This window comes from Bacillus sp. A01H (assembly GCF_045277205.1).
Taxonomy (GTDB): domain Bacteria; phylum Bacillota; class Bacilli; order Bacillales; family Bacillaceae_G; genus Bacillus_A; species Bacillus_A paranthracis.
In genome coordinates this window covers 4,501,986-4,522,294 of record NZ_CP117702.1, presented here as the reverse complement: position 1 = coordinate 4,522,294, position 20,309 = coordinate 4,501,986, and the positions used below count along the sequence as shown (strand labels likewise).

The 20,309-nt window shown below is 35.0% G+C and carries 28 protein-coding genes and 1 tRNA gene; 24 read left to right on the top strand and 5 right to left on the bottom strand.

What is annotated here, in order from left to right:
* The first annotated feature begins 18 nt into the window (after window positions 1-18).
* Genes PSR14_RS23945 through PSR14_RS23935 form a run of 3 tightly spaced genes read left to right on the top strand, consistent with a single transcriptional unit; the run spans window position 19 to window position 1,546 of the window.
* On the top strand, window positions 19-255 hold the full coding sequence (locus PSR14_RS23945) for a hemolysin XhlA family protein (RefSeq protein ID WP_044798117.1): 237 nt from the start codon (window positions 19-21) through the stop codon (window positions 253-255).
* Entirely contained in the window at window positions 255-494 is a 240-nt protein-coding gene (locus PSR14_RS23940; RefSeq protein ID WP_169509416.1) for a holin, read from the top strand. The genes PSR14_RS23945 and PSR14_RS23940 overlap by 1 nt, the downstream gene beginning before the upstream one ends.
* On the top strand, window positions 491-1,546 hold the full coding sequence (locus PSR14_RS23935; protein WP_169509417.1) for an N-acetylmuramoyl-L-alanine amidase: 1,056 nt from the start codon (window positions 491-493) through the stop codon (window positions 1,544-1,546). Before PSR14_RS23940 ends, PSR14_RS23935 begins: the two co-directional genes overlap by 4 nt.
* A gap of 38 nt (window positions 1,547-1,584) precedes the next feature.
* Here PSR14_RS23935 and PSR14_RS23930 read toward each other — a convergent pair whose 3' ends face one another.
* On the bottom strand, window positions 1,585-1,914 hold the full coding sequence (locus tag PSR14_RS23930) for a hypothetical protein (RefSeq protein ID WP_169509418.1): 330 nt from the start codon (window positions 1,912-1,914) through the stop codon (window positions 1,585-1,587).
* Between the two features lie 57 nt (window positions 1,915-1,971).
* Window positions 1,972-2,166 (bottom strand): helix-turn-helix transcriptional regulator, encoded by a 195-nt coding sequence (locus PSR14_RS23925; protein ID WP_169509419.1) that lies wholly within the window; start codon window positions 2,164-2,166, stop codon window positions 1,972-1,974.
* Window positions 2,167-2,324: 158 nt separating this feature from the next.
* Between PSR14_RS23925 and PSR14_RS23920 the strand changes: the two genes are divergently transcribed.
* The 4 genes from PSR14_RS23920 to PSR14_RS23905 all read left to right on the top strand — a co-directional run bounded on the left by PSR14_RS23920 (window position 2,325) and on the right by PSR14_RS23905 (window position 4,671).
* Window positions 2,325-2,627, top strand: coding sequence for a hypothetical protein (locus tag PSR14_RS23920; protein ID WP_169509420.1), 303 nt, complete (start codon window positions 2,325-2,327; stop codon window positions 2,625-2,627).
* A 2-nt stretch (window positions 2,628-2,629) separates the two neighbouring features.
* Window positions 2,630-2,812: a hypothetical protein gene (locus PSR14_RS23915; protein ID WP_001982935.1), complete on the top strand. Its 183-nt coding sequence runs from the start codon at window positions 2,630-2,632 to the stop codon at window positions 2,810-2,812.
* A gap of 118 nt (window positions 2,813-2,930) precedes the next feature.
* On the top strand, window positions 2,931-4,112 hold the full coding sequence (locus tag PSR14_RS23910) for an FtsK/SpoIIIE domain-containing protein (RefSeq protein ID WP_038357138.1): 1,182 nt from the start codon (window positions 2,931-2,933) through the stop codon (window positions 4,110-4,112).
* A complete protein-coding gene (locus PSR14_RS23905) occupies window positions 4,054-4,671 on the top strand; it encodes a replication-relaxation family protein (RefSeq protein ID WP_169509421.1) in 618 nt (205 codons plus the stop codon). The genes PSR14_RS23910 and PSR14_RS23905 overlap by 59 nt, the downstream gene beginning before the upstream one ends.
* Window positions 4,672-4,715: 44 nt before the next feature.
* On the opposite strand, the gene PSR14_RS23900 is transcribed toward PSR14_RS23905, so the two are convergent.
* Window positions 4,716-4,934, bottom strand: a complete 219-nt coding sequence (locus PSR14_RS23900) for a helix-turn-helix domain-containing protein (protein WP_169509422.1) — start codon at window positions 4,932-4,934, stop codon at window positions 4,716-4,718.
* Window positions 4,935-5,068: 134 nt separating this feature from the next.
* On the opposite strand from PSR14_RS23900, the gene PSR14_RS23895 reads away from it, so the two are divergent.
* From PSR14_RS23895 to PSR14_RS23870, 6 genes are all read left to right on the top strand, one after another.
* Window positions 5,069-5,188: a DUF3961 domain-containing protein gene (locus tag PSR14_RS23895; protein WP_127057650.1), complete on the top strand. Its 120-nt coding sequence runs from the start codon at window positions 5,069-5,071 to the stop codon at window positions 5,186-5,188.
* Between the two features lie 15 nt (window positions 5,189-5,203).
* Window positions 5,204-6,067, top strand: a complete 864-nt coding sequence (locus PSR14_RS23890) for a helix-turn-helix domain-containing protein (RefSeq protein WP_169509423.1) — start codon at window positions 5,204-5,206, stop codon at window positions 6,065-6,067.
* A 97-nt stretch (window positions 6,068-6,164) separates the two neighbouring features.
* The gene (locus PSR14_RS23885; RefSeq protein ID WP_169509424.1) at window positions 6,165-7,619 is read left to right on the top strand and encodes a recombinase family protein; all 1,455 of its coding nucleotides are present in this window, start codon (window positions 6,165-6,167) and stop codon (window positions 7,617-7,619) included.
* A gap of 9 nt (window positions 7,620-7,628) precedes the next feature.
* Window positions 7,629-7,781 (top strand): hypothetical protein, encoded by a 153-nt coding sequence (locus PSR14_RS23880; protein ID WP_406644068.1) that lies wholly within the window; start codon window positions 7,629-7,631, stop codon window positions 7,779-7,781.
* A 101-nt stretch (window positions 7,782-7,882) separates the two neighbouring features.
* Window positions 7,883-8,545, top strand: a complete 663-nt coding sequence (locus PSR14_RS23875; protein ID WP_000919613.1) for a type 1 glutamine amidotransferase domain-containing protein — start codon at window positions 7,883-7,885, stop codon at window positions 8,543-8,545.
* 156 nt (window positions 8,546-8,701) lie between these two features.
* Window positions 8,702-9,340: a TetR/AcrR family transcriptional regulator gene (locus PSR14_RS23870; protein ID WP_001233025.1), complete on the top strand. Its 639-nt coding sequence runs from the start codon at window positions 8,702-8,704 to the stop codon at window positions 9,338-9,340.
* 43 nt (window positions 9,341-9,383) lie between these two features.
* On the opposite strand, the gene PSR14_RS23865 is transcribed toward PSR14_RS23870, so the two are convergent.
* A complete protein-coding gene (locus tag PSR14_RS23865; protein ID WP_000728501.1) occupies window positions 9,384-10,073 on the bottom strand; it encodes a type 1 glutamine amidotransferase domain-containing protein in 690 nt (229 codons plus the stop codon).
* A 361-nt stretch (window positions 10,074-10,434) separates the two neighbouring features.
* Between PSR14_RS23865 and PSR14_RS23860 the strand changes: the two genes are divergently transcribed.
* The 8 genes from PSR14_RS23860 (at window position 10,435) to PSR14_RS23825 (ending at window position 17,122) form a co-directional block, all read left to right on the top strand.
* Complete coding sequence (locus tag PSR14_RS23860) at window positions 10,435-11,760, top strand: MFS transporter (RefSeq protein WP_000503385.1); 1,326 nt, start codon at window positions 10,435-10,437, stop codon at window positions 11,758-11,760.
* Window positions 11,761-11,971: 211 nt separating this feature from the next.
* The gene (racE, locus tag PSR14_RS23855) at window positions 11,972-12,781 is read left to right on the top strand and encodes a glutamate racemase (protein WP_000773996.1); all 810 of its coding nucleotides are present in this window, start codon (window positions 11,972-11,974) and stop codon (window positions 12,779-12,781) included.
* Window positions 12,782-12,912: 131 nt separating this feature from the next.
* Window positions 12,913-13,962 carry a spore germination protein GerM gene (gerM, locus tag PSR14_RS23850; protein ID WP_001126762.1) on the top strand — a complete coding sequence of 350 codons (1,050 nt, stop codon included), beginning with the start codon at window positions 12,913-12,915 and terminating at the stop codon, window positions 13,960-13,962.
* Between the two features lie 128 nt (window positions 13,963-14,090).
* Entirely contained in the window at window positions 14,091-14,828 is a 738-nt protein-coding gene (gene rph / locus PSR14_RS23845; RefSeq protein WP_001261765.1) for a ribonuclease PH, read from the top strand.
* A gap of 11 nt (window positions 14,829-14,839) precedes the next feature.
* A complete protein-coding gene (locus tag PSR14_RS23840; protein ID WP_076540494.1) occupies window positions 14,840-15,448 on the top strand; it encodes an XTP/dITP diphosphatase in 609 nt (202 codons plus the stop codon).
* A gap of 13 nt (window positions 15,449-15,461) precedes the next feature.
* Window positions 15,462-15,965 carry a metallophosphoesterase gene (locus PSR14_RS23835; protein WP_000645498.1) on the top strand — a complete coding sequence of 168 codons (504 nt, stop codon included), beginning with the start codon at window positions 15,462-15,464 and terminating at the stop codon, window positions 15,963-15,965.
* 109 nt (window positions 15,966-16,074) lie between these two features.
* Window positions 16,075-16,148, top strand: a tRNA-Gly gene (locus PSR14_RS23830).
* Window positions 16,149-16,921: 773 nt separating this feature from the next.
* Window positions 16,922-17,122, top strand: a complete 201-nt coding sequence (locus PSR14_RS23825) for a hypothetical protein (RefSeq protein ID WP_000124456.1) — start codon at window positions 16,922-16,924, stop codon at window positions 17,120-17,122.
* Window positions 17,123-17,207: 85 nt separating this feature from the next.
* On the opposite strand, the gene PSR14_RS23820 is transcribed toward PSR14_RS23825, so the two are convergent.
* Window positions 17,208-17,822, bottom strand: a complete 615-nt coding sequence (locus tag PSR14_RS23820) for a PH domain-containing protein (protein WP_000475206.1) — start codon at window positions 17,820-17,822, stop codon at window positions 17,208-17,210.
* 155 nt (window positions 17,823-17,977) lie between these two features.
* Between PSR14_RS23820 and PSR14_RS23815 the strand changes: the two genes are divergently transcribed.
* The 3 genes from PSR14_RS23815 (at window position 17,978) to PSR14_RS23805 (ending at window position 20,122) form a co-directional block, all read left to right on the top strand.
* Window positions 17,978-18,391, top strand: a complete 414-nt coding sequence (locus PSR14_RS23815) for a group I intron-associated PD-(D/E)XK endonuclease (RefSeq protein ID WP_000274735.1) — start codon at window positions 17,978-17,980, stop codon at window positions 18,389-18,391.
* Between the two features lie 286 nt (window positions 18,392-18,677).
* Window positions 18,678-18,926 carry a hypothetical protein gene (locus PSR14_RS23810; protein WP_001983650.1) on the top strand — a complete coding sequence of 83 codons (249 nt, stop codon included), beginning with the start codon at window positions 18,678-18,680 and terminating at the stop codon, window positions 18,924-18,926.
* Window positions 18,927-19,123: 197 nt separating this feature from the next.
* Entirely contained in the window at window positions 19,124-20,122 is a 999-nt protein-coding gene (locus PSR14_RS23805) for a hypothetical protein (RefSeq protein ID WP_000358268.1), read from the top strand.
* The last annotated feature ends 187 nt before the right edge of the window (window positions 20,123-20,309 follow it).

The following is a 20,309-nucleotide window of genomic DNA, read 5'->3' as shown; positions in this document are numbered from 1 at the left end:
TAAAAAGGGGTGATCAAAGTGGAAGGGTTACAAGATGTGAGGAACGATGTTCAAGAAATAAAGCAAGATATCAAGGACATTCGTTTAGAAATGAAAAGCTTAGAAATTCGAACGACAGGTAACGAAAAAGACATTATTAATATCAATAAACAATTAGATAAAATCAGCGCCAATACAACTTGGATTTTACGTTTAATTGTTGGGGGAATTATTGGAGCCGTTCTCACTTTCCTATTGAAAGGAGGTGGTATGTAATGGTTAGTTTTGCTGTAATAATTGGCGTTGTTGTTGGGCTATCGCAAATTGTAAAAACAATCGGGTTACAAACAAAATATGTTCCGTTATTGAATTTAACGCTTGGCATTGTGCTAGGCGTTTTGTTTTTGGACGGAGACATCAAAACAAATGTATTTCAAGGAATCATCATCGGACTGTCAGCAAGTGGATTATTTGACCACACAAAAATTATAAAAAAGGATGCTGATGTAAAATGAAAAAAACGTTAAAACACATTTCTTCTGTAGTCTTTGCAGCTATTTTAGCGTTATCCATTACAACAAGTGCTGTTGCTGACAGAGTATTGATCATTCCTGATTTGCCGAAGCAAGGATATAGAAATGGGGTAGGAGCTTATGAAGGTGTAGTGGCGCATAGTACAGCGACTCCAGAAGCTCCAGCAATCAATATCCAACGTTATGAAACGCGTACTTGGAGAAGTGCATTTGTACATTATGCAGTTGACTGGGATGAAGTTATTCAAATTGCAGATACACGTTATATTGCGTATGGCGCTGGACCAGCTGCTAACGCACGTTTTGTACACGTTGAACTTTGTGAGACTTCAGATTATAGCAAGTTTAAGCGAAGCTATGACAAGTATGTAAAATTACTAGCAAAAATTTTACGTGATCGTGGACTTTCAGTAGAAAAAGGATTATGGACACATGATGACGTAAGGAAATATCTTGGTGGAACAACTCACACGGATCCACTGGATTATCTAAAAAAACATGGTATATCTGAAGCTCAATTCCGAGCAGATGTAAAACGTGCTTATAATAACACGGGTATTTCTATTCCTGAACAACCTTCTAAACCAGCGGAAAAACCAACAGCCAATGTAGAAGGTGTAGCTTATATTGAAGGATATAATGTAAATCTACGCAAAGGCCCAGATGCAAGCTATTCTGTTATTCGTCAATTAAATAAACCAGAGGCTTATAAGGTTTGGGGAGAAAAGGGCGGATGGCTAAATTTAGGTTGGAATCAGTGGGTAAAATATAATCCATCATATATCCGATTTGAAAAGAAAGAATCTGTAAGTCCAGTTGCTGGAAAACGTGTAGTGTCGAAAGTGAGTAATCTCAGATTTTATAGCGCTCCATCGTGGGAAGATAAGTATGTTGCAGGTACTGTAGATGTAGGATTAGGATTTACGATTGACGCAACGGTAATGGTAAATGGTTCCCCACAATACAAAGTGCACAATAGTAAAGGAACAACATACTATATCACAGCAAGTGAAGCCTATGTGTATGTGAAGTGAAAAGAGGGATTCCCAACTTATTGGGAATCCCTCTTTTTTTATTGTTTCCATTCAATCAGACTACGTTTATTGCATCTATGACAAATAAAAGCTTCAGCTTTATGTACAACTGGTTGTTTTTTACTACAGTTAGGACATTTCACAAGTTGTTTCCCCATTGCTTTGTACATGAAAATAACTGAGAAAAACGCTAATCCGATAGCAGGTAAAATTCCGATGATAGTAAAGAATAAAGCTACTGAGATAAGCAACCCTAATATGCCGATTGAGAAGTATATAAATCTTTTTATTTGATTACCGGTAGAACTTTTCTTTTCCTGCAATTCGATAATAAAGGTTTCTCCGTCAGCAGTTTTACGTAACTCCATAAAATAGCCTCCTTAAATTAAATAAATCATACCGAACAATACAAAAAGGCAAAAAACTTAATCAATGTCTTTCCATATATCCTCAACTTGCATATCAAGTGCTTTTGCTATACGCATAGCAACTCGTAATGTCGGTTCGCTTTTCCCTCTAACTATCATACTTAATGTTTGATCTGTTATGCCAGCTCTTTTTGCTAATGCAGACTGTTTAATCATTTTATCGGCTAAAATCATTTTTAATTTGCACTCCATAAAATCCCTCCCTTTAAAACATTCAATCAATTTTTTGAAAAACCTTTTGATTTTTTTGTTGTTGGACAAACAAGTTTTTGTTTTCTAGTTCATATACCTATATCAAAACCACAAGGAATTCCACGTGGAACTAAGGACATCAAGAGGGAGATGGTTACATGCGTTGGCAGTATAATCACTTAAACACAACTCCATATTTACATCCTTCAAAAGAATTAAGAGATATGTACAATGAATCAAGATCAAGAGCAGAAACTGAATCAATTTTAAATCACATGAGAAACCATAAAGTTTTTAATAACAAAGAGTACAAAGGATATTTTAGTTTATCGCAGGTAGTCGAAGAGGATTTATATGGTGAGGAAGAAGATATTTTGAACTGGGAAATTCTAACGGAATGTTATGATGTCGTCCTTACAAGAAAGGGTATTACATTTCGTGAAAAGGAAGAGGAGGAATAAGCATGACTCTTGCTGGAGAAGCGATAATTATTTGGACGGCAACAGGGTTGTCGGTAGTTGCAATGAAGGCAGCAGAAAAAATGGGGAAAAGTGTTCCACATTGGCTTCCACGTGTCACCTTGTACACAACACTTACAGGCTCGTTTCTATACCTTCTACGTTATGTTCTCGTTTTATTTCTATGAAGGAATACGATGTGGAAACTTTTCATTCTTTATGTCATAAGGAGTTTAGCTTGTATGCACGTATTCCCTGAAACAGGGATATATACCCTCTATAAGAGGGATATAAAGGAGTGATTATATGCTGGAGTTGTTATCAGTACCATTCGCAGGTTTAATTTTCGCCATAGTTGGCGAAAGGCTCAAAGGAAGAGAGAGTGATCGAAAGAAAATACAAGTTTTTTTTGAGGTAAGCGGAATTGCGATACGTAGAGAAGATAAATTACAGTATCCAGTTTTTCTTGAACAAAAAGAGGATGATCGAAGTACAACTTATATATATAGGTTGCCTGTGGGAATGCCGAGTAAAATTATTCAGAAGGTAGAGGATGTTGTCTCTGAAGGGCTAAGTAAACCTGTCCGAATTGATTATGATAATTACAAGCTAAATATTCGTGTGTTTCATAGGGATATACCGAAAAAATGGTCATGGTCTAAAGGTTTGGTTGCAGAAGGAAGCTGGTGTGTTCCAATGGGCCAAAGTTTAGAAAAACTTATCTATCATGATTTTGATAAAACACCACATATGACACTAGGTGGTCTGACGCGGATGGGTAAAACGGTATTTTTAAAAAATGTAGTTACTTCTCTTACTTTAGCACAACCAGAACATATTAATTTATACATTATTGATTTAAAAGGTGGCTTGGAGTTTGGGCCGTATAAGAATTTAAAACAGGTAGTTTCTATTGCTGAAAAGCCCGCAGAAGCTTTTATGATATTAACTAATATTCTCAAGAAGATGGAAGAGAAAATGGAATATATGAAATGTAGACATTATACGAATGTTGTAGAAACAAATATTAAAGAACGTTATTTTATCATTGTGGATGAAGGGGCAGAACTTTGCCCAGATAAAAGTATGAAAAAAGAACAGCAAAGGTTATTAGGAGCGTGTCAACAAATGCTCTCTCATATAGCGCGCATAGGTGGTGCTTTAGGTTTTAGATTGATTTTTTGTACACAGTACCCGACAGGGGATACATTACCGCGCCAAGTAAAACAAAATAGTGATGCGAAATTAGGCTTTAGATTACCGACTCAAACAGCATCAAGTGTTGTTATAGATGAAGCGGGATTAGAAACGATAAAAAGCATTCCCGGACGCGCGATTTTCAAAACCGATAGACTTACAGAAATACAAGTGCCTTACATTAGTAATGAGATGATGTGGGAGCATTTAAAAGGATATGAGGTGGAGAAACATGAGGATGCAAACGCATATGCAAATCAACCGTCAAATGGCGATACTTGCGACGATTAAAAAGCTACAGTTTGCAACGAGAAGGCATTTAATGAGTATTCATGAAATGGGTGGAATAAGAAATGCAAACCGAATTCTGAAAGATTTATCTATTTATACAAGTAAGGTAGTTTACAATAAAGAGCATGTATATTATTTAAACCAGTCAGGACATAAATTGTTCGGTGAAGGGAAAGTTGTACATCATGGTAAAGTTGCACACGCTCTTTTACGTAATGAGGCTTGGTTACATTTATATTGTCCAGATGATTGGCAAGTAGAAACTGAAATTAAATATATAAAAGATAATAAAAAGAAAAAAATAATTCCAGATGTTAAATTCCGTGATGAGGAAAGAATACTTCACGCTGTAGAAATAGATCGTACTCAGAAAATGATAGTAAACGATGAAAAATTAAAAAAATATGAAGAGTTAACGCAGATTTATAAACAGAAGCATAACGGAAAAGTGCCAGTTATTCATTTCTTTACAATTACAAAATATAGAGAAAAGAAATTAGAAGAACTGGCAAATAAATATAATGTGTTTGTAAAAGTATATGTAATCGCTACTACTTAATGATGAAAAAAGAGCTGATCATTTTCGAATGATTAGCTCTTTTTTTACTTCACTTCCTTAATTTCAAACAGTTCATCAATAGATATTTTTAAAGCGCGACTTATTGCAACCAAATGAATATCTCTGTGCTGTTCATTTTTATCGAATCTTGATATTGAAGACTGAGGTATATTTGCTAATTCTGCAAGTTGAGATTGAGTTAATTGACGTTCTTTCAGTATTTCTCCTAAACGTGGTTTAACTATGTATGTTACATTCTCCAAAATAATCACTCCTCTATATCCATTATGCAATAAGTGATATTCAATAATCAATATTTTTTTCAATCCTGCATTGACTATCCAATAGTGGATAATGTATATTGGTGGTAACAAATATTGAAAGGGGTTCGATGTAATTGGAGAAGTTCAATGATTATTTTGGTTTAGAAAGCAAATCAGATTTTGTATGGTTTTATGGTTTCTACACAGTTTCTGCAATTTTAATTGTAATTAATATGATCATTGTACTTATATAACTGGGGGGTAAGAAGATGCTTAGTTCAGCAAATTATACACAATACAAAGAACTACAATCATTTCAATCAGTAGAAGAGATGAATGAAGCAATATGTTCTTTTTTATACAAACACACACATAAATTATCGGAGTCAGCAATAAAAGTATTGAAATTTTTAGCAAGACATTCTTGCAAGATTCCAGGTGTATCTTTCCTGAAGGTAGGAACAATTGCAGAGGCATTAAATATAAGTGATCGAACTGTTCGTAGGGTATTAAAAGTGTTAGAGGATTTCGAGGTAGTAACTAGACATAAAACAATTCGAACGGAAGGGAAATTACGAGGAGGAAATGGACATAACGTCTATGTCCTTCTAAAAAAATATAGTGTCACACCGAATGTCCTACCGAAAATGTCACAGCGGCAAGATGCAGAAAAACTTACAGAATCAAAGGTTTCCGATGCAAAATCGGACAAGGAAACTAAACTTTTTGAATCACACCCTCTAGAAGAATTAAAAAACGAATTAAACGTAAAACAAACGTCAGCAAGGGAATCTAAAGAAATTAAATTAAAAGATTTAGATGAAACTTTTACACCAGAAAATGTACCAAGCCAATTCAGAGATGTGGTAGCCCCGTTCTTCAAATCGGCAGATAAAATTTACAAGCTGTATCATCGTGTATTAATGGCTTATAAGCGTTCAAAAATAGACAAGCCTATTGAACAAGTGATAAATCAAGCTATTCAAGCGTTCAAAGAAACTGTTTTCGCAGAAAAAGCAAATAGAATTAGAAGTACTTTTGAAGGTTATTTTTATAGAATCGTTGAAAGTAAATTTGTAGTAGAACGAAGAAAAGAATGTAGGGACACCTTATATGATTGGCTTACAGAATAAGTAAAAAGGATTGTAGGGATAAGATTTTGTTTGTATACTTTAATCATTCACATCTTATTGATATGAGTAATTATAACTAGTGAAGATGGTGATTTGAGTGAAGTATGCAGTTTATGTTCGGGTATCTACAGACAGGGACGAACAAGTCTCATCTGTAGAAAATCAAATTGATGTATGTCGATATTGGTTAGAACGGCATGGGTATGATTGGGATGAAAACTCAATATATTTTGATGATGGTATTACAGGAACGGTTTTATTGGAACGACATGCAATGCAGCTTATACTAGAGAAAGCGAAAAAACGTGAATTACAGATGGTATTATTCAAATCAATCCATCGTTTAGCACGTGATTTAAAAGATGCTCTAGAGATTAAAGAAATACTTATTGCTAATGGGATTCGATTAGTAACAATCGAAGAGGGATACGATAGCCATTACGAAGGAAAAAACGACATGAAGTTTGAAATGTTTGCTATGTTCGCATCGCAATATCCAAAAACTTTATCTGTATCTATATCGGCAGCTTTATCAGCTAAAGTTAGGAGAGGTGAGCATACAGGTGGGCGTTTACCTTTTGGTTACTCTGATCGTGATAAGAAGTATGTAATTAACGAGGAAGAAGCCGAGATTGTTAGAGAAATCTATGATATGTATTCGAAAGGAATCGGGTATATAGGAATTGCAAAAATATTAAATGAAAGAGGCGTTCCATCAAAAACTGGTGGTAAATGGCAAATGTCTTCCGTGCAAAGAATTATTAAGAATCCAATTTATAAAGGTGACTATATATTAAATCAGTACACTACAGTAAAGATTTCAGGTCGTAAGAAACAAATAAAAAATCCTGAAGAAAAATGGACAATATTTAAAAACCATCATCCTGCCATTGTATCTGAAGAACAGTGGGAATTAGTAAATAGGCCACGGTCTGCTAAAAAGAGAAGGCCTGCACTTTGGAATGAATTTCGAGGGATAATGTTTTGCGCGCATTGCGGATCAGCAATGCAAGTTGTATATAGTGCTAAGAAAAAGAAAGATGGAACTAAGGAAGAGTGGCGATATTTAAAATGTTCCAGATATAAGCGATATGGAAGAGATGAATGTGTGTGTCATGTTCCGATTCAATATAATCAGTTTAGGAACTTTATTCTTGAAGAACTAGAGCAAGAAGAAAAAGAGGTAAAAGCAAAAGTTGAATCACAAGAGCCTACTATTCACAAAGAAAAAATAGATAAAATTAAAAGGAATATTAGAAAAGTAAAAGAAAGAAAAGAAAATCTTGTGGATTTATACATGGATAATCTTATAGAGAAAGATGAATTTAGTGAACGTCGTGCTGAGTTAGAACAAAAAATAAAAGAACAAGAATTACATTTGCTTTCTATGGAAGATGTTAAATTAACGAATGAAGTTCAAAAGAAATACCAAGAAGCTTTCTCTTTATTAAAGCAGGAGAAAAATTTGTACGATGCATTCAGAAAAATTATAAAACGTATAGATATTTTTCAAAATGGTGACGTAAGAATAACTTATGTATTAGATGCTTAATGAAAGTTATTGATTTATGGCAAATGGTGTGTGGAGATATTTTTTTATAGCGAAATTAACTATTTACAATTATACATCTCAAACGCAATGCAAAAGCTAGGGGTTAAAGGACGTTCACAAGCAGTTGTTGAGCTTCTTCGTATGGGAGAGCTCGAGTTATAAAAAGAAAGCCGACTTATATAAAGAGTCGGCTATTTTTTTGTTTCATGCGTTATATGAATGATAAGAACACTCCATACATAAATAAGTAGTAAGGAGGGGATATGTTGAAAAGGATATTGTTAGTTTCAACAAGCGCTCATGATATGAATGGACACCCGACTGGTTTGTGGCTGGAAGAGCTCGCAGCTCCTTATAACTTGTTTAAAAAGGCTAAGTTTGATGTTGATATTGTGTCGATACAGGGCGGTAGAGTGCCGATTGATAGAGTTTCTATTCCGAACGGGATACCTCGTGAATTTAAGCATGTCGCTTCTTTATTGCAAAATACGAAACCAATCTCAAATGTTCATTTTTCGGATTATGATGCGGTTTTATTTGGTGGTGGACACGGGGCGATTGTAGATTTTCCAGGTAATCCATATGTTGCAAATTTAATTGTGAATATGTACAACAACAACCGAATTGTAGCGGCTGTTTGTCACGGAGTAAGTTCTTTAGTCGGTGTGAAAAATAAGGACGGCTCGTTTTTTAGTGCGGGTAAGCATATAACAGGTTATACAAATGATGAGGAAAAAGCTGTACATTTAGAAAAGCGAGTGCCGTTTTTGTTAGAAAATAAATTGAAAGAAGAAGGGGCTTTGTTTTATGTTGCTCCAAATTTTACGCCGCACGTCGTAGTAGATGGGCGTTTAATTACAGGGCAAAATCCGCAGTCTAGTATGGAAATAGGGAAAGCTATAAGAAGAGCTGTAAATAAAGTATAGAAAAAGTGCTCGTTACTCATAAAGGTAGCGGGCACTTTTTCTATAGGATAAATGACCCCTTAAACTAAAAAGATGTATTGAGTATAGTGACTTCATTTATAATTAATCGTGAATTTGCTATACTATTTTGTATGGACAAAAGGGGAGGCTCTTTTAATGAGAAAAGTTGCGTGTGCAAATACTTATATTAATAAAATAAAGCCCGTTATTAGAAAAACGAGTTTTAGTCAATTGAAAATAGATGAAATTGCGAAGTATATGGATATTAGTAAAGCTACTTTATATAAACGTTTTTCTTCAAAAGATGAGATTATTGAAGCTGTGGTAGAAGATTTTATGAACTATCTTCTTGAAGGGGATGCGGATAATCAAGATGAAAGTATGTCTTTTGCAGAACGTTTCCAAAAGACGTTTATTCACTCTTTAAAATGTGTGACATACATTTCAGATGTCTTTTTACAAGATTTGAAAGAGGCATATCCGCACTTATCTGATCGGTTAGTCGCTGCACAACAAAATCGTAATCATAATTTGCAAATGTTTTTTGAAGCTGGTATGGAACAAGGTTACTTTAATAAAATGAACGCACAATTATTTATGGTGCAAGATGATGTGATGTTAAGGCGTATTATAGATCATTCTTTTTGTATTCAGTACGATATTACGTTAAAGAAAGCGATACTTGATTTTTATCAACTAAAGAAGTATCAACTGTTTAAACCGGATTATATAGAAGCGATTGATGATTCTGAAATTGAAAAAGAAGTTATGGCTATTTTGCAAATGATTTCGTAAAAAAGCAGATTTTCCTATATGAATGGAAAATCTGCTTTTTTTATTACATGTTCTTTTTTAAGTGTTGTAATACTAATTCAGCTACTGGACCACCTGAAGCTGGGTTTTGACCAGTGATAACACGACTATCTTCTACAGCGAAAGCTTCCCAAGGCTGCGCTGCTTTTTCGTAAATTCCTCCATTTTTAATAAGTTCATCTTCTGTTAAAAATGGAACGAATTGATCTAATTCAGCTAGTTTTTCCTCTTCATTTGAGAAACCTGTTACTTTTTTACCGCTAATTAAACGTTCCCCATTACTTAATGTAATATGAAATAAACCAGCAGCTCCGTGACAAACAGAGGAAACAATTCCGCCATTTTCATAAATGCTACGGCTAATCATTTGGAGTTCTTTATTTTCAGGGAAGTCCCAAATCACACCGTGACCACCTGCGTAATAAATAACAGCATAGTCTTCTGGATTCACCTCACTCGGTTTTATTGTAGAACCGAGGCGATTCATAAATTCTTTCTTTTGATACCATTCCCAATCGATGCTCTCCGCCATTGCTAAACTATGCGGATCAATCGGTGTATAACCACCTTGTGGGCTAACATAATCTACTTCGTAACCAGCTTCTTCAACTTTTTTAACGAAATGAACAGCTTCACCAAGCCAAAGGCCAGTAGCTCGATTTAAATTTGGATATTTTTCAACGCTCGTTAATACAACTAACATTTTTTTCTTCATCATAATCCTCCTGTAATGTTTCTTCCGTATACAAGTTCATTATTTTATTAAGTTAGAAATTGCAAATTTGAATAACCGTGTTAGTCCTCCTTATATCGGATTCGAAATTAGTGTATAACAATTTTTGAACAAAGTAAACTAAAAACACTAAAATAGTTTACTTTGTATATTTTTCGTTGACAAACTGTAATGCTGAAACTATGATAGTTCCATGAATATCGAACAACGTACATGTTTCGTTTCGAATTCAATTTGTCGCGCGATAAATGTATACATTTGATGAAGTTGTCTAGTGATAATAGAAGAGCTAAACAACTTCATTTTTCGTTTTCAATTACTACAATCAGGAGAGGTGTTACACATGGGGGAAGATATAAACAATCATTCAAAATGGTTTGTTTTCACATTATGTTTTATCGTTTTATTAGGACCGATGAATGCGGTTTTATTTAATGTTGCGTTAGAGGATATTGCTCATGATTTATCTATTAGTCAATCGAAAGTAAGTTGGGTTGTAGTAGGTTATTCTTTAGTTGTCGGTATTGGTTCAATGATATATGGGAAGCTTGCTGATCGTTACAGTGTAAAAAAACTATTAATTATTTCGATTATCATATTTGTAGTGGGTTCTATTATTGGATTTATGAATCAATCTTATGTGATTACCATTCTTGCAAGATTAGTGCAAGCGAGCGGGGGTGCAGCGTTTATTGCGCTTAGTATGATTGCAGTGGCCAAATTAGTTATTCCTCATAAGAAGCCTGGTGCGTTAGCGATGATTAGTTCTTCTATTGCATTAGCAGTAGGTATTGGCCCTTTAGTTGGCGGGGCTATTACAAATACACTAGGGTGGCCATATTTATTTTTATTTATGGTTATTTCAGTAGTGGGGATTTTCTTGCTTATAAAATTTATGCCAGAAGAAATGCAGCATACGGATGAAACGTTTCATTTTGATTATATTGGAGCGGCGTTACTATTTGCATTCATTACGACTGTTTTACTAGGTATCAATATGAATCGTTGGCTATTTGTGTTATCGATAATTTCTTTATTTTTATTCACGGTTCGTATGAAGAAAGCGGAGCATCCATTTATCGATATTGAGTTGTTTTCGAACAAAGCATTTCTTCGTTTAATAACAGTCGGATTTATAATTAATGTGGCGTTATGTGCTAATTTATTATTGTTGCCATTACTGTTAGGAAGAGAGCACGGATTGTCTCCATTTGTTATCGGAATTGTATTATTTGTTGCATCACTCTTTGGTATTGTGTCTAGTTTTATTACTGGAAAGATTGTCCCTTCGTTTGGAAATGTGAATATGATTTATGTAGCGTCTGTCATTATGATTGTTGGCTTTTTAATTTTAGGGTTTATTCCGAATGGAAGTATAGTCGTTATTGTATTGGCGATTATTTTGACATTTATGAGTTATTCTGCCATTCAAGTATCATTGAACACATTTATACCGAAAACATTACATGCAGCTAAAGTTGGAGTCGGTCTTGGCTTATATAATTTAATTAACTTTTTCGGTATGGCATTTGGACCAGCTGTTGCGAGCAAAATTATGGAATCTACAAATAGTTATCGTTTCAATTTTATTTTAATCGTCATGTTAATTTCTGCTCATTTCTTCTTATTAATAGGAATGTCTTCTTTCCAAAAAAAGATGGAGCATTAAAGATGTACTTTATTATAGAAGAAACCGACTTTCATATAGAAGGTCGGTTGTTTTTCTGTCTTGCAAATTATGAAAAAAAGGAGCAAAATAAAAAAGGTCCTAGTCTATACAGGTACAAATGAAAATTTTCATATAGAAGCAGTTTAAGTGAGCGAACTTAAAGTGTGAAAAATATAATGATAAAATAAGATGATGAATGAGAAAACGGGTGATGAAGTTGAATAGAGCAATCGGTGTTATCGATTCAGGAGTTGGCGGTTTAACAGTGGCGAAGGAATTAATTCGTCAGTTGCCGAAAGAGCGCATTATATATTTAGGGGATACAGCACGTTGCCCTTATGGTCCACGTTCTCGAGAAGAAGTGCGTCAATTTACGTGGGAAATGACGGAGCATTTACTAGATTTAAATATCAAAATGTTAGTTATTGCATGTAATACAGCAACTGCAGTTGTATTAGAAGAGATGCAGAAACAATTACCAATTCCAGTGGTAGGAGTTATTCACCCAGGATCACGTACAGCTTTAAAAATGACAAACACGTATCATGTTGGGATTATTGGAACGATTGGAACGGTGAAAAGTGGTGCATACGAAGAAGCGTTAAAGTCTATTAATAATCGTGTTATGGTAGAAAGTTTAGCGTGTCCACCTTTTGTTGAGCTTGTAGAGAGCGGTAATTTCGAAAGTGAAATGGCGTATGAAGTTGTAAGAGAAACGTTGCAACCGCTGAAAAACACTGATATTGATACGCTTATTTTAGGCTGTACACATTATCCAATTTTAGGTCCTGTTATTAAACAAGTAATGGGAGATAAAGTGCAACTCATTAGTTCTGGTGATGAAACGGCACGTGAAGTAAGTACCATTTTATACCATAGTAAAATGTTGAATGAGGGAGAGGAACAAAGTGATCATCTCTTCTTAACAACAGGAAAAATAGGCCTATTTAAAGAAATTGCATCAAAATGGTTCGGTCAACCGATTGAAAATGTAAAACATATTTATTTAGAAAAAGAATAATAATAGAATTCATATAAGTGAACTCCTGAGAAATCAGGAGTTTTTTTGTTTATAGGGAGCACAGCTTGTTCTAAAACATGAAACAGCTCGTATACATAATAGTACAAACTTAGATTTTAGGGGGGAATGGCATGCCTAAATCCACTTTTAAATGGGTTGTTGGTGCTACTGTGAGCGCTGTTTTACTAACAGGGTGTGGCTTTATAAATCAAGAGAAAGCAACGGAGCAAATTGATCCGCCAAAACAAGTTACGTATACAGAGGGTGGAAAGAAAGAAGTATCTAAGAAAGATAAGCAAGGACAAACGGTGAATAGAGAACTATACCTTGTTGATAAAAATGGCTATGTTGTACCGCAAACGTTAGCTATACCTACTCCGAAAGCAAATGAGGTTATTCAGCAAACGTTAGAGTACCTTGTGAAAGATGGACCGGTAACGAATTTGTTACCGAATGGGTTCCGTGCAGTCATTCCGGCGAATACATCGATGACCCTAAACTTGAAAAAAGATGGGACGGCAGTCATTGATTTTTCTAAAGAAATGAAAAACTATGCAAAAGAGGAAGAACGTCAAATCGTTGAATCTATTGCATGGACGTTGACGCAATTTAAAGAAATAAAACAAGTGCAGTTCCAAATAAATGGTGAAAAATTAGCGAAGATGCCTGTTGGTGGTACACCGCTTGGTGAAGGGGTGAGCCGTGCGAACGGTATTAACTTCGATGATGAGCAAGTAGCGGATGTAACAAATACAAAACCAGTAACACTTTATTTTATGGCACAAAATAATAATAAACAGCAATACTACGTACCAGTAACACGCCGCGTTGTAGAAGGAAAAGAAAATGATTATGCAGCAATTGTAGATGAACTTGTAAAAGGGCCGATTCATCAATCTCTTCTGAACGATTTCAATCCAGGAGTTAAGCTCATTACGAATCCGAAATTACAAGATGGAAATCTTACATTAAACTTTAATGAAAATATATTTATAAACCCAGATAAAAATATGATTTCAAATTACGTATTGAAGTCATTAGTTTTATCTTTAACAGAAAAGAAAGGCGTGAAAAGCGTTTCTATTGAAGTAAATGGTAAAGCAAATCTTATAGATGAAAAGGGCGGAAAGTTAATAAAACCTGTAGATCGTCCAGAAAACGTGAATACAGGTAGTTTTTAATCGCCAATAATTTGATATACTTAAGTAAGAAAGGGGAATTGCTTTTTGGGTTCCTCTTCTTTTATTGTATACATATCATACATTTAAATTTGGCTATACTAACAAGTAGTTATGAGGAGGTTATTTTTATGCGAGTAGATGGTAGAGAAAAAACAGAATTACGCCATATACATATTCATACGAATTATTTAAAACATCCAGAAGGATCAGTGTTAATTGAGGTTGGGGATACAAAGGTAATTTGCTCAGCGACAATTGAAGAGCGCGTCCCGCCATTTATGCGTGGAGAAGGAAAGGGCTGGGTAACAGCTGAATATGCGATGATTCCACGTGCGACAGAACAACGTACAATTAGGGAGTCAAGTAAAGGGAAAGTAACAGGACGTACAATGGAAATCCAGCGCTTAATTGGACGAGCATTACGTGCGGTAGTTGACTTAGAAGCGCTTGGTGAGAGAACGGTTTGGATTGATTGTGATGTTATTCAAGCGGATGGTGGAACGCGAACTGCTTCTATTACAGGTGCATACGTAGCGATGGTATTAGCGTTTGAGAAGTTATTACAAGCAGAAAAAGTATCTAAAATTCCAGTAAAAGATTATTTAGCAGCAACGTCAGTAGGGATTGTTGAAGAGCAAGGTGTTGTTTTAGATTTGAACTATGCAGAAGATTCTAAAGCAGACGTTGATATGAACGTAATTATGACTGGAAAAGGTCAGTTCGTTGAAGTGCAAGGAACTGGAGAAGAAGCGACGTTTAGTAGAGCGCAGTTAAATGAATTACTTGATGCTGCAGAACAAGGCATTTTCCAACTGATCGATATGCAAAAAGAAGCGTTAGGTGACATCGTATCTCATATAGAGTAGAGGTGGAAAAAATGAAACAAGTTGTTGTAGCGACAAAAAATATGGGGAAAGTACGTGAATTTGCTGAGTTATTTGAGCGATTTGATTTAGAAGTGAAATCATTACACGATTTTCCTCATATTGAAGAAGTCGAAGAAACTGGTGAAACATTTGAAGAAAATGCAATCTTAAAAGCGGACAGTTTGAGTAGACAATTGAATGCAATTGTAATTGCGGATGATTCAGGTCTTATTGTAGATGCTTTAAACGGGAAACCAGGCGTGTATTCAGCACGTTTTGCTGGAGAGCCGAAAGATGATCAAGCAAATATTGATAAAGTTTTACAAGAATTAAATGACGTAGCGTTTGAAAAGCGTAAAGCTCGTTTCTACTGTGCATTAGCAGTGGCTTTCCCTGAAGGGGATAAAAAGCCTGTCATTGTAAATGGGACGTGCGAAGGGTATATTTTAGAACAGCGCCGCGGGGAAAACGGTTTTGGATATGATCCGATTTTTTATGTGGAAGAATATAAAAAAGCGATGGCGGAACTAAGTTCAGATGAGAAAAATGCTATTAGTCACCGCGGACGTGCTCTACGTAAGCTAGAAGAAAAAATCCCTGAATGGTTTTTAGGAGAATAAGGGAGAGAGATTGATGAAAGCTTTAATCGTAAGCGATAGTCATAGCTCTGTGAAGGAATTACAGCAGTTAAAAGAGAAGTATGAAGGGAAAGTAGATATCATGATTCATTGCGGTGATTCAGAGCTAACGCCTGCTCATGAAGAGTTGCAAGGTTTCCATGTTGTAAAAGGGAATTGTGATTATGCTAACTTTCAAGACGAAATTGTAACTGATGTAGATGGTGTTCGTTTCATAGTTGTGCACGGACATCGTCATAACGTGAAAATGACGTTACAAACATTAGCGTACCATGCTGAAGAGGTAGGGGCGCAAGTTGCATGCTTCGGACACTCTCACGTATTAGGTGCGGAATTAATCGACGGCGTTTTATTTATTAATCCAGGCAGTATTTTATTACCGCGTCAGCGTGTAGAAAAAACATTTGCTTTATTAGAAATGGATGAAAATCAAATGGAAGTTCGTTTTGAAACACTAGACGGACAGCTAGTTGAACAGGCAGTTTTTAAAAGAGGATAAGAAAAATTATCCTCTTTTAAAAAAGGTGTTGACTTTATGTATGGTTATACATATAATAAATATTGTCGATAGGGCAACGGCGCTAACGATTGAAAATAAAACAACATATGCGGGTGTAGTTTAGTGGTAAAACAAGAGCCTTCCAAGCTCTGGTCGAGAGTTCGATTCTCTTCACCCGCTCCATGTCCCAGTAGCTCAGCAGGATAGAGCAACGGCCTTCAAGAAAAATAGGAGCCTTTATAGGGAAACAAGAACCTATAAAGTGGACGACACTATATCGGTGAAGCCTTAACAGTTCGGCTGATGGTAATACCGAGGAAACTTACGATCTTGAAAAAGATTAAGGAGTTTTGAATGATTAAGTAAAACTTAATGGTAAAGACTCTGAAGTATGATGAAAATCATCGTGAGGTTCCGTAGAGACTACACGTGTCGCACCTGAAATGGTGAAGATATAGTCCAGACTACAAACAGTAATTGCTGGTAGCGAAAGCTATGGTGGTAAGCTAAGCCGTCGGTCGGGAGTTCGAATCTCTCCTGGGACGCTAAAAAAAACTTGTTATCTTTTGATAACAAGGTTTTTGTTTGTCTACAAATTGATGTATGTGCAAAAGGTGTAAAAAATATGACGTAATATATGGTAATTATTATGTGTAACGGATTAAAGTGCATGAAGAAAAGAGCGCCATTTATGCGCCCTATTCCTCTTATTTCATTTCAAGAATCAATAGGTTTATGATGGAACTCAAATCCATATCCAGATTCTCCTAACTGTTCACTTACAATATTATAAAACTTTTTACCGCCCTCGTACGATTGAGCAACCGTTATCGAAACTTATCCCCGTTAGTGTGTTACAATGAATAGAAGCGGAAAACGAGAATCTCCAATTGACTAGACCTGTGATTGGTTAGACAGTTTAAGAAGGTTGTATAAAAAAGGGAGATGGCGCAAAGATGGCGAGATCAAATGAGAACGATTTAACGGAGAAATTGGCAGAAGGTCACCGAAAATATGGTGATGGCAACTTTACAGTACAGAACATCGGTGATGAAACCAACCCGGATTGGACTATCGTAAAAAATGTGAGGAAAGGATCGGCAGGTATTCGAGAAGAGGAAGATATATTAAGACTGCGATCAAAATATATAAAATAGTACGGAAATGAGCAGGCCGAGAGTTTGAACATCTTCTAGGACGCTGAAAAACCCTTGTTATCTTTTGATAACAAGGGTTTCTTGTTTAGTTATTAATAAACTTCTCAAATACAAAACCATAATCTTTCACATTATATTGTTTCTTCGTATCAACAAGCCAGTTAAAGGCAATCTCATTCATTTCTTTAAACTGCTCTGCTAAATTTACTTGTGCGTTTGAAATACGGCTAAAAGCGTTAGATGCCATATCTAAACTTTTATGTGCATACTGCAATGTAATGTCGTTGTCGTATGAAATTTCTTCGATTTTAAGTAAAGCTTTATATAAATCTTTTAATTCCTCGATATGTTTTTTATGAACATCAATTGAATAATGTTCATCTCCCATTTGAAATTTAATTTCTACATCTAAATCAATCGTTCCCGCAGTTTCAAGCGCTACGTTTTTAATTTGATATTTACTATAGCTAAAGCGGCGTAGTGTACGTTTTTTGCTTGTCGCACTTGTACCATCTAGGTGAAGTAATCCTTTGTTTGTGAAGCAATATTCATCTGATTTCGATTTAATTAGAAAATAAATTTTCTCTCCATCTTCATGCATTACGTAATCATCAGCATCGACCTTGTCATAATCTTTCGGTGTAATTACAGAACCTACATCACTTAACCCTAAAACATCAGCAGCTACTTTTTTGAACATATATAATCCCCTTGTAAATTAAATTCTTAATTATACAAAAATATATTAACATGGTTTTAACAAAGAGTTTTCTTTTAATGAGAAAATGTTGGGAGGTAAGTTAAGAAAAGGAACGAATATTATTTTGAAAATATGTAAAAAGGTGCTGAGAAAAAGTGTACCATCATACAAAAACAAAAGGAGATTTAGCTGTTTTAAAGGCACAAGTTGATTTGTATGAAAAAGGATATATGATTTTAATACCACAAACAGAGCATTCGCCCTTTGATCTTGTAGTATATAAGGGCGGGGTATTTAAAAGGGTGCAAGTGAAATATAGAGAGTTGAATGCAAGAGGGATACTGGAAGTAAGATTCCGATCTAGTTATTCTACAGCAAGCGGAGTCGCTACAAAAGAAGTGAATAAAGAAGAAATAGACGTGTATTGTGTATATTGTCCTCAAACGGATTGTTGTTATTATTTCAATCCGAAATTATTTAGTAAATCTATTAGTTTAAGAGTGGATTCTCCGAAAAATAAACAAGAGAAAAAAGTTAATTTTGCAAGTGATTATAGAGAAATTCCGTGAAAGCACCTCAAGCGATATGGGGTGTTTTTCAATCTCTCTTTGAAATCTTACAATTCTGTAAGGTAACTGTAAGGTAGTTCGATGGTAACAAATTGCTAATCCTCTATAATGAAGGTAACAACGATAAAACGAGGAGGAAGAAATAATGAAGGGATTAATCGTAACGGGTTTAACAGTTGCTTTTGGATTTGTAGCGTATGAGAAATTAACGTATGTAGTTGATGTTGTAAAACATTTAATCGCTTAGAGGAAACTACCATGAGAGGGAAAGGGAATGAGTGAATGAATGGAATGGTTATTTGGAATTATAGGTACTTGTAGTGTAGTGTTATTGTTCTTTGTCCCGAGTGGTATACTTAGTTCGACAACGAGTTTGTTCTTCTTAAGTTTGTTTGCTTGTACGATGCTTATCATTATGTTTTTAATGAAGCGAAGTAAACCAATCTTCTACTTTAGCATGATTGTTATGGCAATTATTGTTCTCCAAATTATTACCCTTGTTATATACCCCACTATTATAAAAGCTTTCCATTAATGATGAATCCTCTGCTTGAATTGCTGAGGGTTTTTATTTGCATATTTTTAATTTTGAGTAGGAATTCACTTGTATTGAAATATAAAAATTAAATATTTCTATATTTCAAACAAAGGGTTTCGGGATGTTGTGTTCTCATTACTCATTTGATATATTTACTTTAAAGATAATTAAAATCTAGAAAAAGAGGCGGACGTATGGATAAAAAAGAAAATACGGTCGTATTGTTTCCGCAACTATCAGAGCGCTATATTGATGAAGGTTTTTTAGCGCTGAAAGAGCGGAAATTCGAAGATGCATTGCGCTGCTTTGAAATATTACGTCAGTATAATGCAGAAACGGAACAAACGGAACTAGCTTCGGTTATTTGTTTGTTAGAATTAAAACATATGGAAGAAGCGAAAGAGAAATGTGAACAGTTACTGGAAACAGGAGCGGTCTTATTTGGTGATATTCTTGAAACGTATGTGACAATTTTAGTTCAAACAAATGATTATGAAGGCGTTATTGAAACTGTTGAAAAAGTTTTGCAAACGAAAGATGTAATGCCTGAGCAAAAGGAAAAATTAGCACAGCTCGCTTTATTTGCAGAAGGTATGTTACATGAAGTAGATACATCACGAGTTGATTCGAATTTTGAGTTAGATGAATTTACTAATGAAATATTTGGAGAAAACTTTGGGCAAAAGCTAAGAGCGATTCAGCAACTTTCGTTAAAAGACTTGGATCTTGCATTACCTATTTTAAAGAAATTTTTAATAGACGAAAAACAGCACCCTTATTTGAAAACTTCTATTTTATATAAAATGATAGAAAATCAAATAGAAGAAGAGATAGAGGTGGAAAAGTTTGGGAATACGATCAAGGTAATTCCGGCATTTACAGGTCATAATGAGGAGCAATCCGATAACATTATACATAGATTATCAAGTCGATTAGAGCAAAATTATCCTGATATATTTGATGCGATGGTTACATATTGGAAAGAATTGCAAATTAGCATTTTCCCATTCGCTCTATTAATGGATAAAGTGGAGATTTGGGCTGCTGTTTTAGAGAGAATTGGTAGAAAGCGTTTCGGGTTGACTATTGATGAAGAAGAGCTTATGACAGCGTATAATATTGAATTAGAAGAGTTTCATATTGCCTATCAATGGTTATTACGTGTCGAAAGAGAAGGATATTTGCCCGTATAATTATGAAAAAGAATCGTTCGGTTCTTGAAACGAGCATATTCTATGTTATAATGTAAGGGTTGCAAAAGGCAGAAATCTGCCTGTTTGTAAGAGAAGAGAAGTGTAATTCTCTTACTTAATATGTTTCATATTATTCTCGAACAAAATATACCGTAGTTGTCTTTTAGGCAATTAGTAGATTGGAACA

Excerpts from the sequence above, each read along its gene's own strand:
- PSR14_RS23940 (WP_169509416.1), top strand. The coding sequence starts at position 255 with ATGGTTAGTTTTGCTGTAATAATTGGCGTTGTTGTTGGGCTATCGCAA.
- PSR14_RS23935 (WP_169509417.1), top strand. The coding sequence starts at position 491 with ATGAAAAAAACGTTAAAACACATTTCTTCTGTAGTCTTTGCAGCTATT.
- PSR14_RS23930 (WP_169509418.1), bottom strand. The coding sequence starts at position 1,914 with ATGGAGTTACGTAAAACTGCTGACGGAGAAACCTTTATTATCGAATTG.
- PSR14_RS23925 (WP_169509419.1), bottom strand. The coding sequence starts at position 2,166 with ATGGAGTGCAAATTAAAAATGATTTTAGCCGATAAAATGATTAAACAG.
- PSR14_RS23920 (WP_169509420.1), top strand. The coding sequence starts at position 2,325 with ATGCGTTGGCAGTATAATCACTTAAACACAACTCCATATTTACATCCT.
- PSR14_RS23915 (WP_001982935.1), top strand. The coding sequence starts at position 2,630 with ATGACTCTTGCTGGAGAAGCGATAATTATTTGGACGGCAACAGGGTTG.
- PSR14_RS23910 (WP_038357138.1), top strand. The coding sequence starts at position 2,931 with ATGCTGGAGTTGTTATCAGTACCATTCGCAGGTTTAATTTTCGCCATA.
- PSR14_RS23905 (WP_169509421.1), top strand. The coding sequence starts at position 4,054 with ATGAGGATGCAAACGCATATGCAAATCAACCGTCAAATGGCGATACTT.
- PSR14_RS23890 (WP_169509423.1), top strand. The coding sequence starts at position 5,204 with ATGCTTAGTTCAGCAAATTATACACAATACAAAGAACTACAATCATTT.
- PSR14_RS23875 (WP_000919613.1), top strand. The coding sequence starts at position 7,883 with ATGTTGAAAAGGATATTGTTAGTTTCAACAAGCGCTCATGATATGAAT.
- PSR14_RS23870 (WP_001233025.1), top strand. The coding sequence starts at position 8,702 with ATGAGAAAAGTTGCGTGTGCAAATACTTATATTAATAAAATAAAGCCC.
- PSR14_RS23865 (WP_000728501.1), bottom strand. The coding sequence starts at position 10,073 with ATGAAGAAAAAAATGTTAGTTGTATTAACGAGCGTTGAAAAATATCCA.
- PSR14_RS23860 (WP_000503385.1), top strand. The coding sequence starts at position 10,435 with ATGGGGGAAGATATAAACAATCATTCAAAATGGTTTGTTTTCACATTA.
- racE (WP_000773996.1), top strand. The coding sequence starts at position 11,972 with ATGAAGTTGAATAGAGCAATCGGTGTTATCGATTCAGGAGTTGGCGGT.
- gerM (WP_001126762.1), top strand. The coding sequence starts at position 12,913 with ATGCCTAAATCCACTTTTAAATGGGTTGTTGGTGCTACTGTGAGCGCT.
- rph (WP_001261765.1), top strand. The coding sequence starts at position 14,091 with ATGCGAGTAGATGGTAGAGAAAAAACAGAATTACGCCATATACATATT.
- PSR14_RS23840 (WP_076540494.1), top strand. The coding sequence starts at position 14,840 with ATGAAACAAGTTGTTGTAGCGACAAAAAATATGGGGAAAGTACGTGAA.
- PSR14_RS23835 (WP_000645498.1), top strand. The coding sequence starts at position 15,462 with ATGAAAGCTTTAATCGTAAGCGATAGTCATAGCTCTGTGAAGGAATTA.
- PSR14_RS23825 (WP_000124456.1), top strand. The coding sequence starts at position 16,922 with ATGGCGAGATCAAATGAGAACGATTTAACGGAGAAATTGGCAGAAGGT.
- PSR14_RS23820 (WP_000475206.1), bottom strand. The coding sequence starts at position 17,822 with ATGTTCAAAAAAGTAGCTGCTGATGTTTTAGGGTTAAGTGATGTAGGT.
- PSR14_RS23810 (WP_001983650.1), top strand. The coding sequence starts at position 18,678 with ATGGAATGGTTATTTGGAATTATAGGTACTTGTAGTGTAGTGTTATTG.
- PSR14_RS23805 (WP_000358268.1), top strand. The coding sequence starts at position 19,124 with ATGGATAAAAAAGAAAATACGGTCGTATTGTTTCCGCAACTATCAGAG.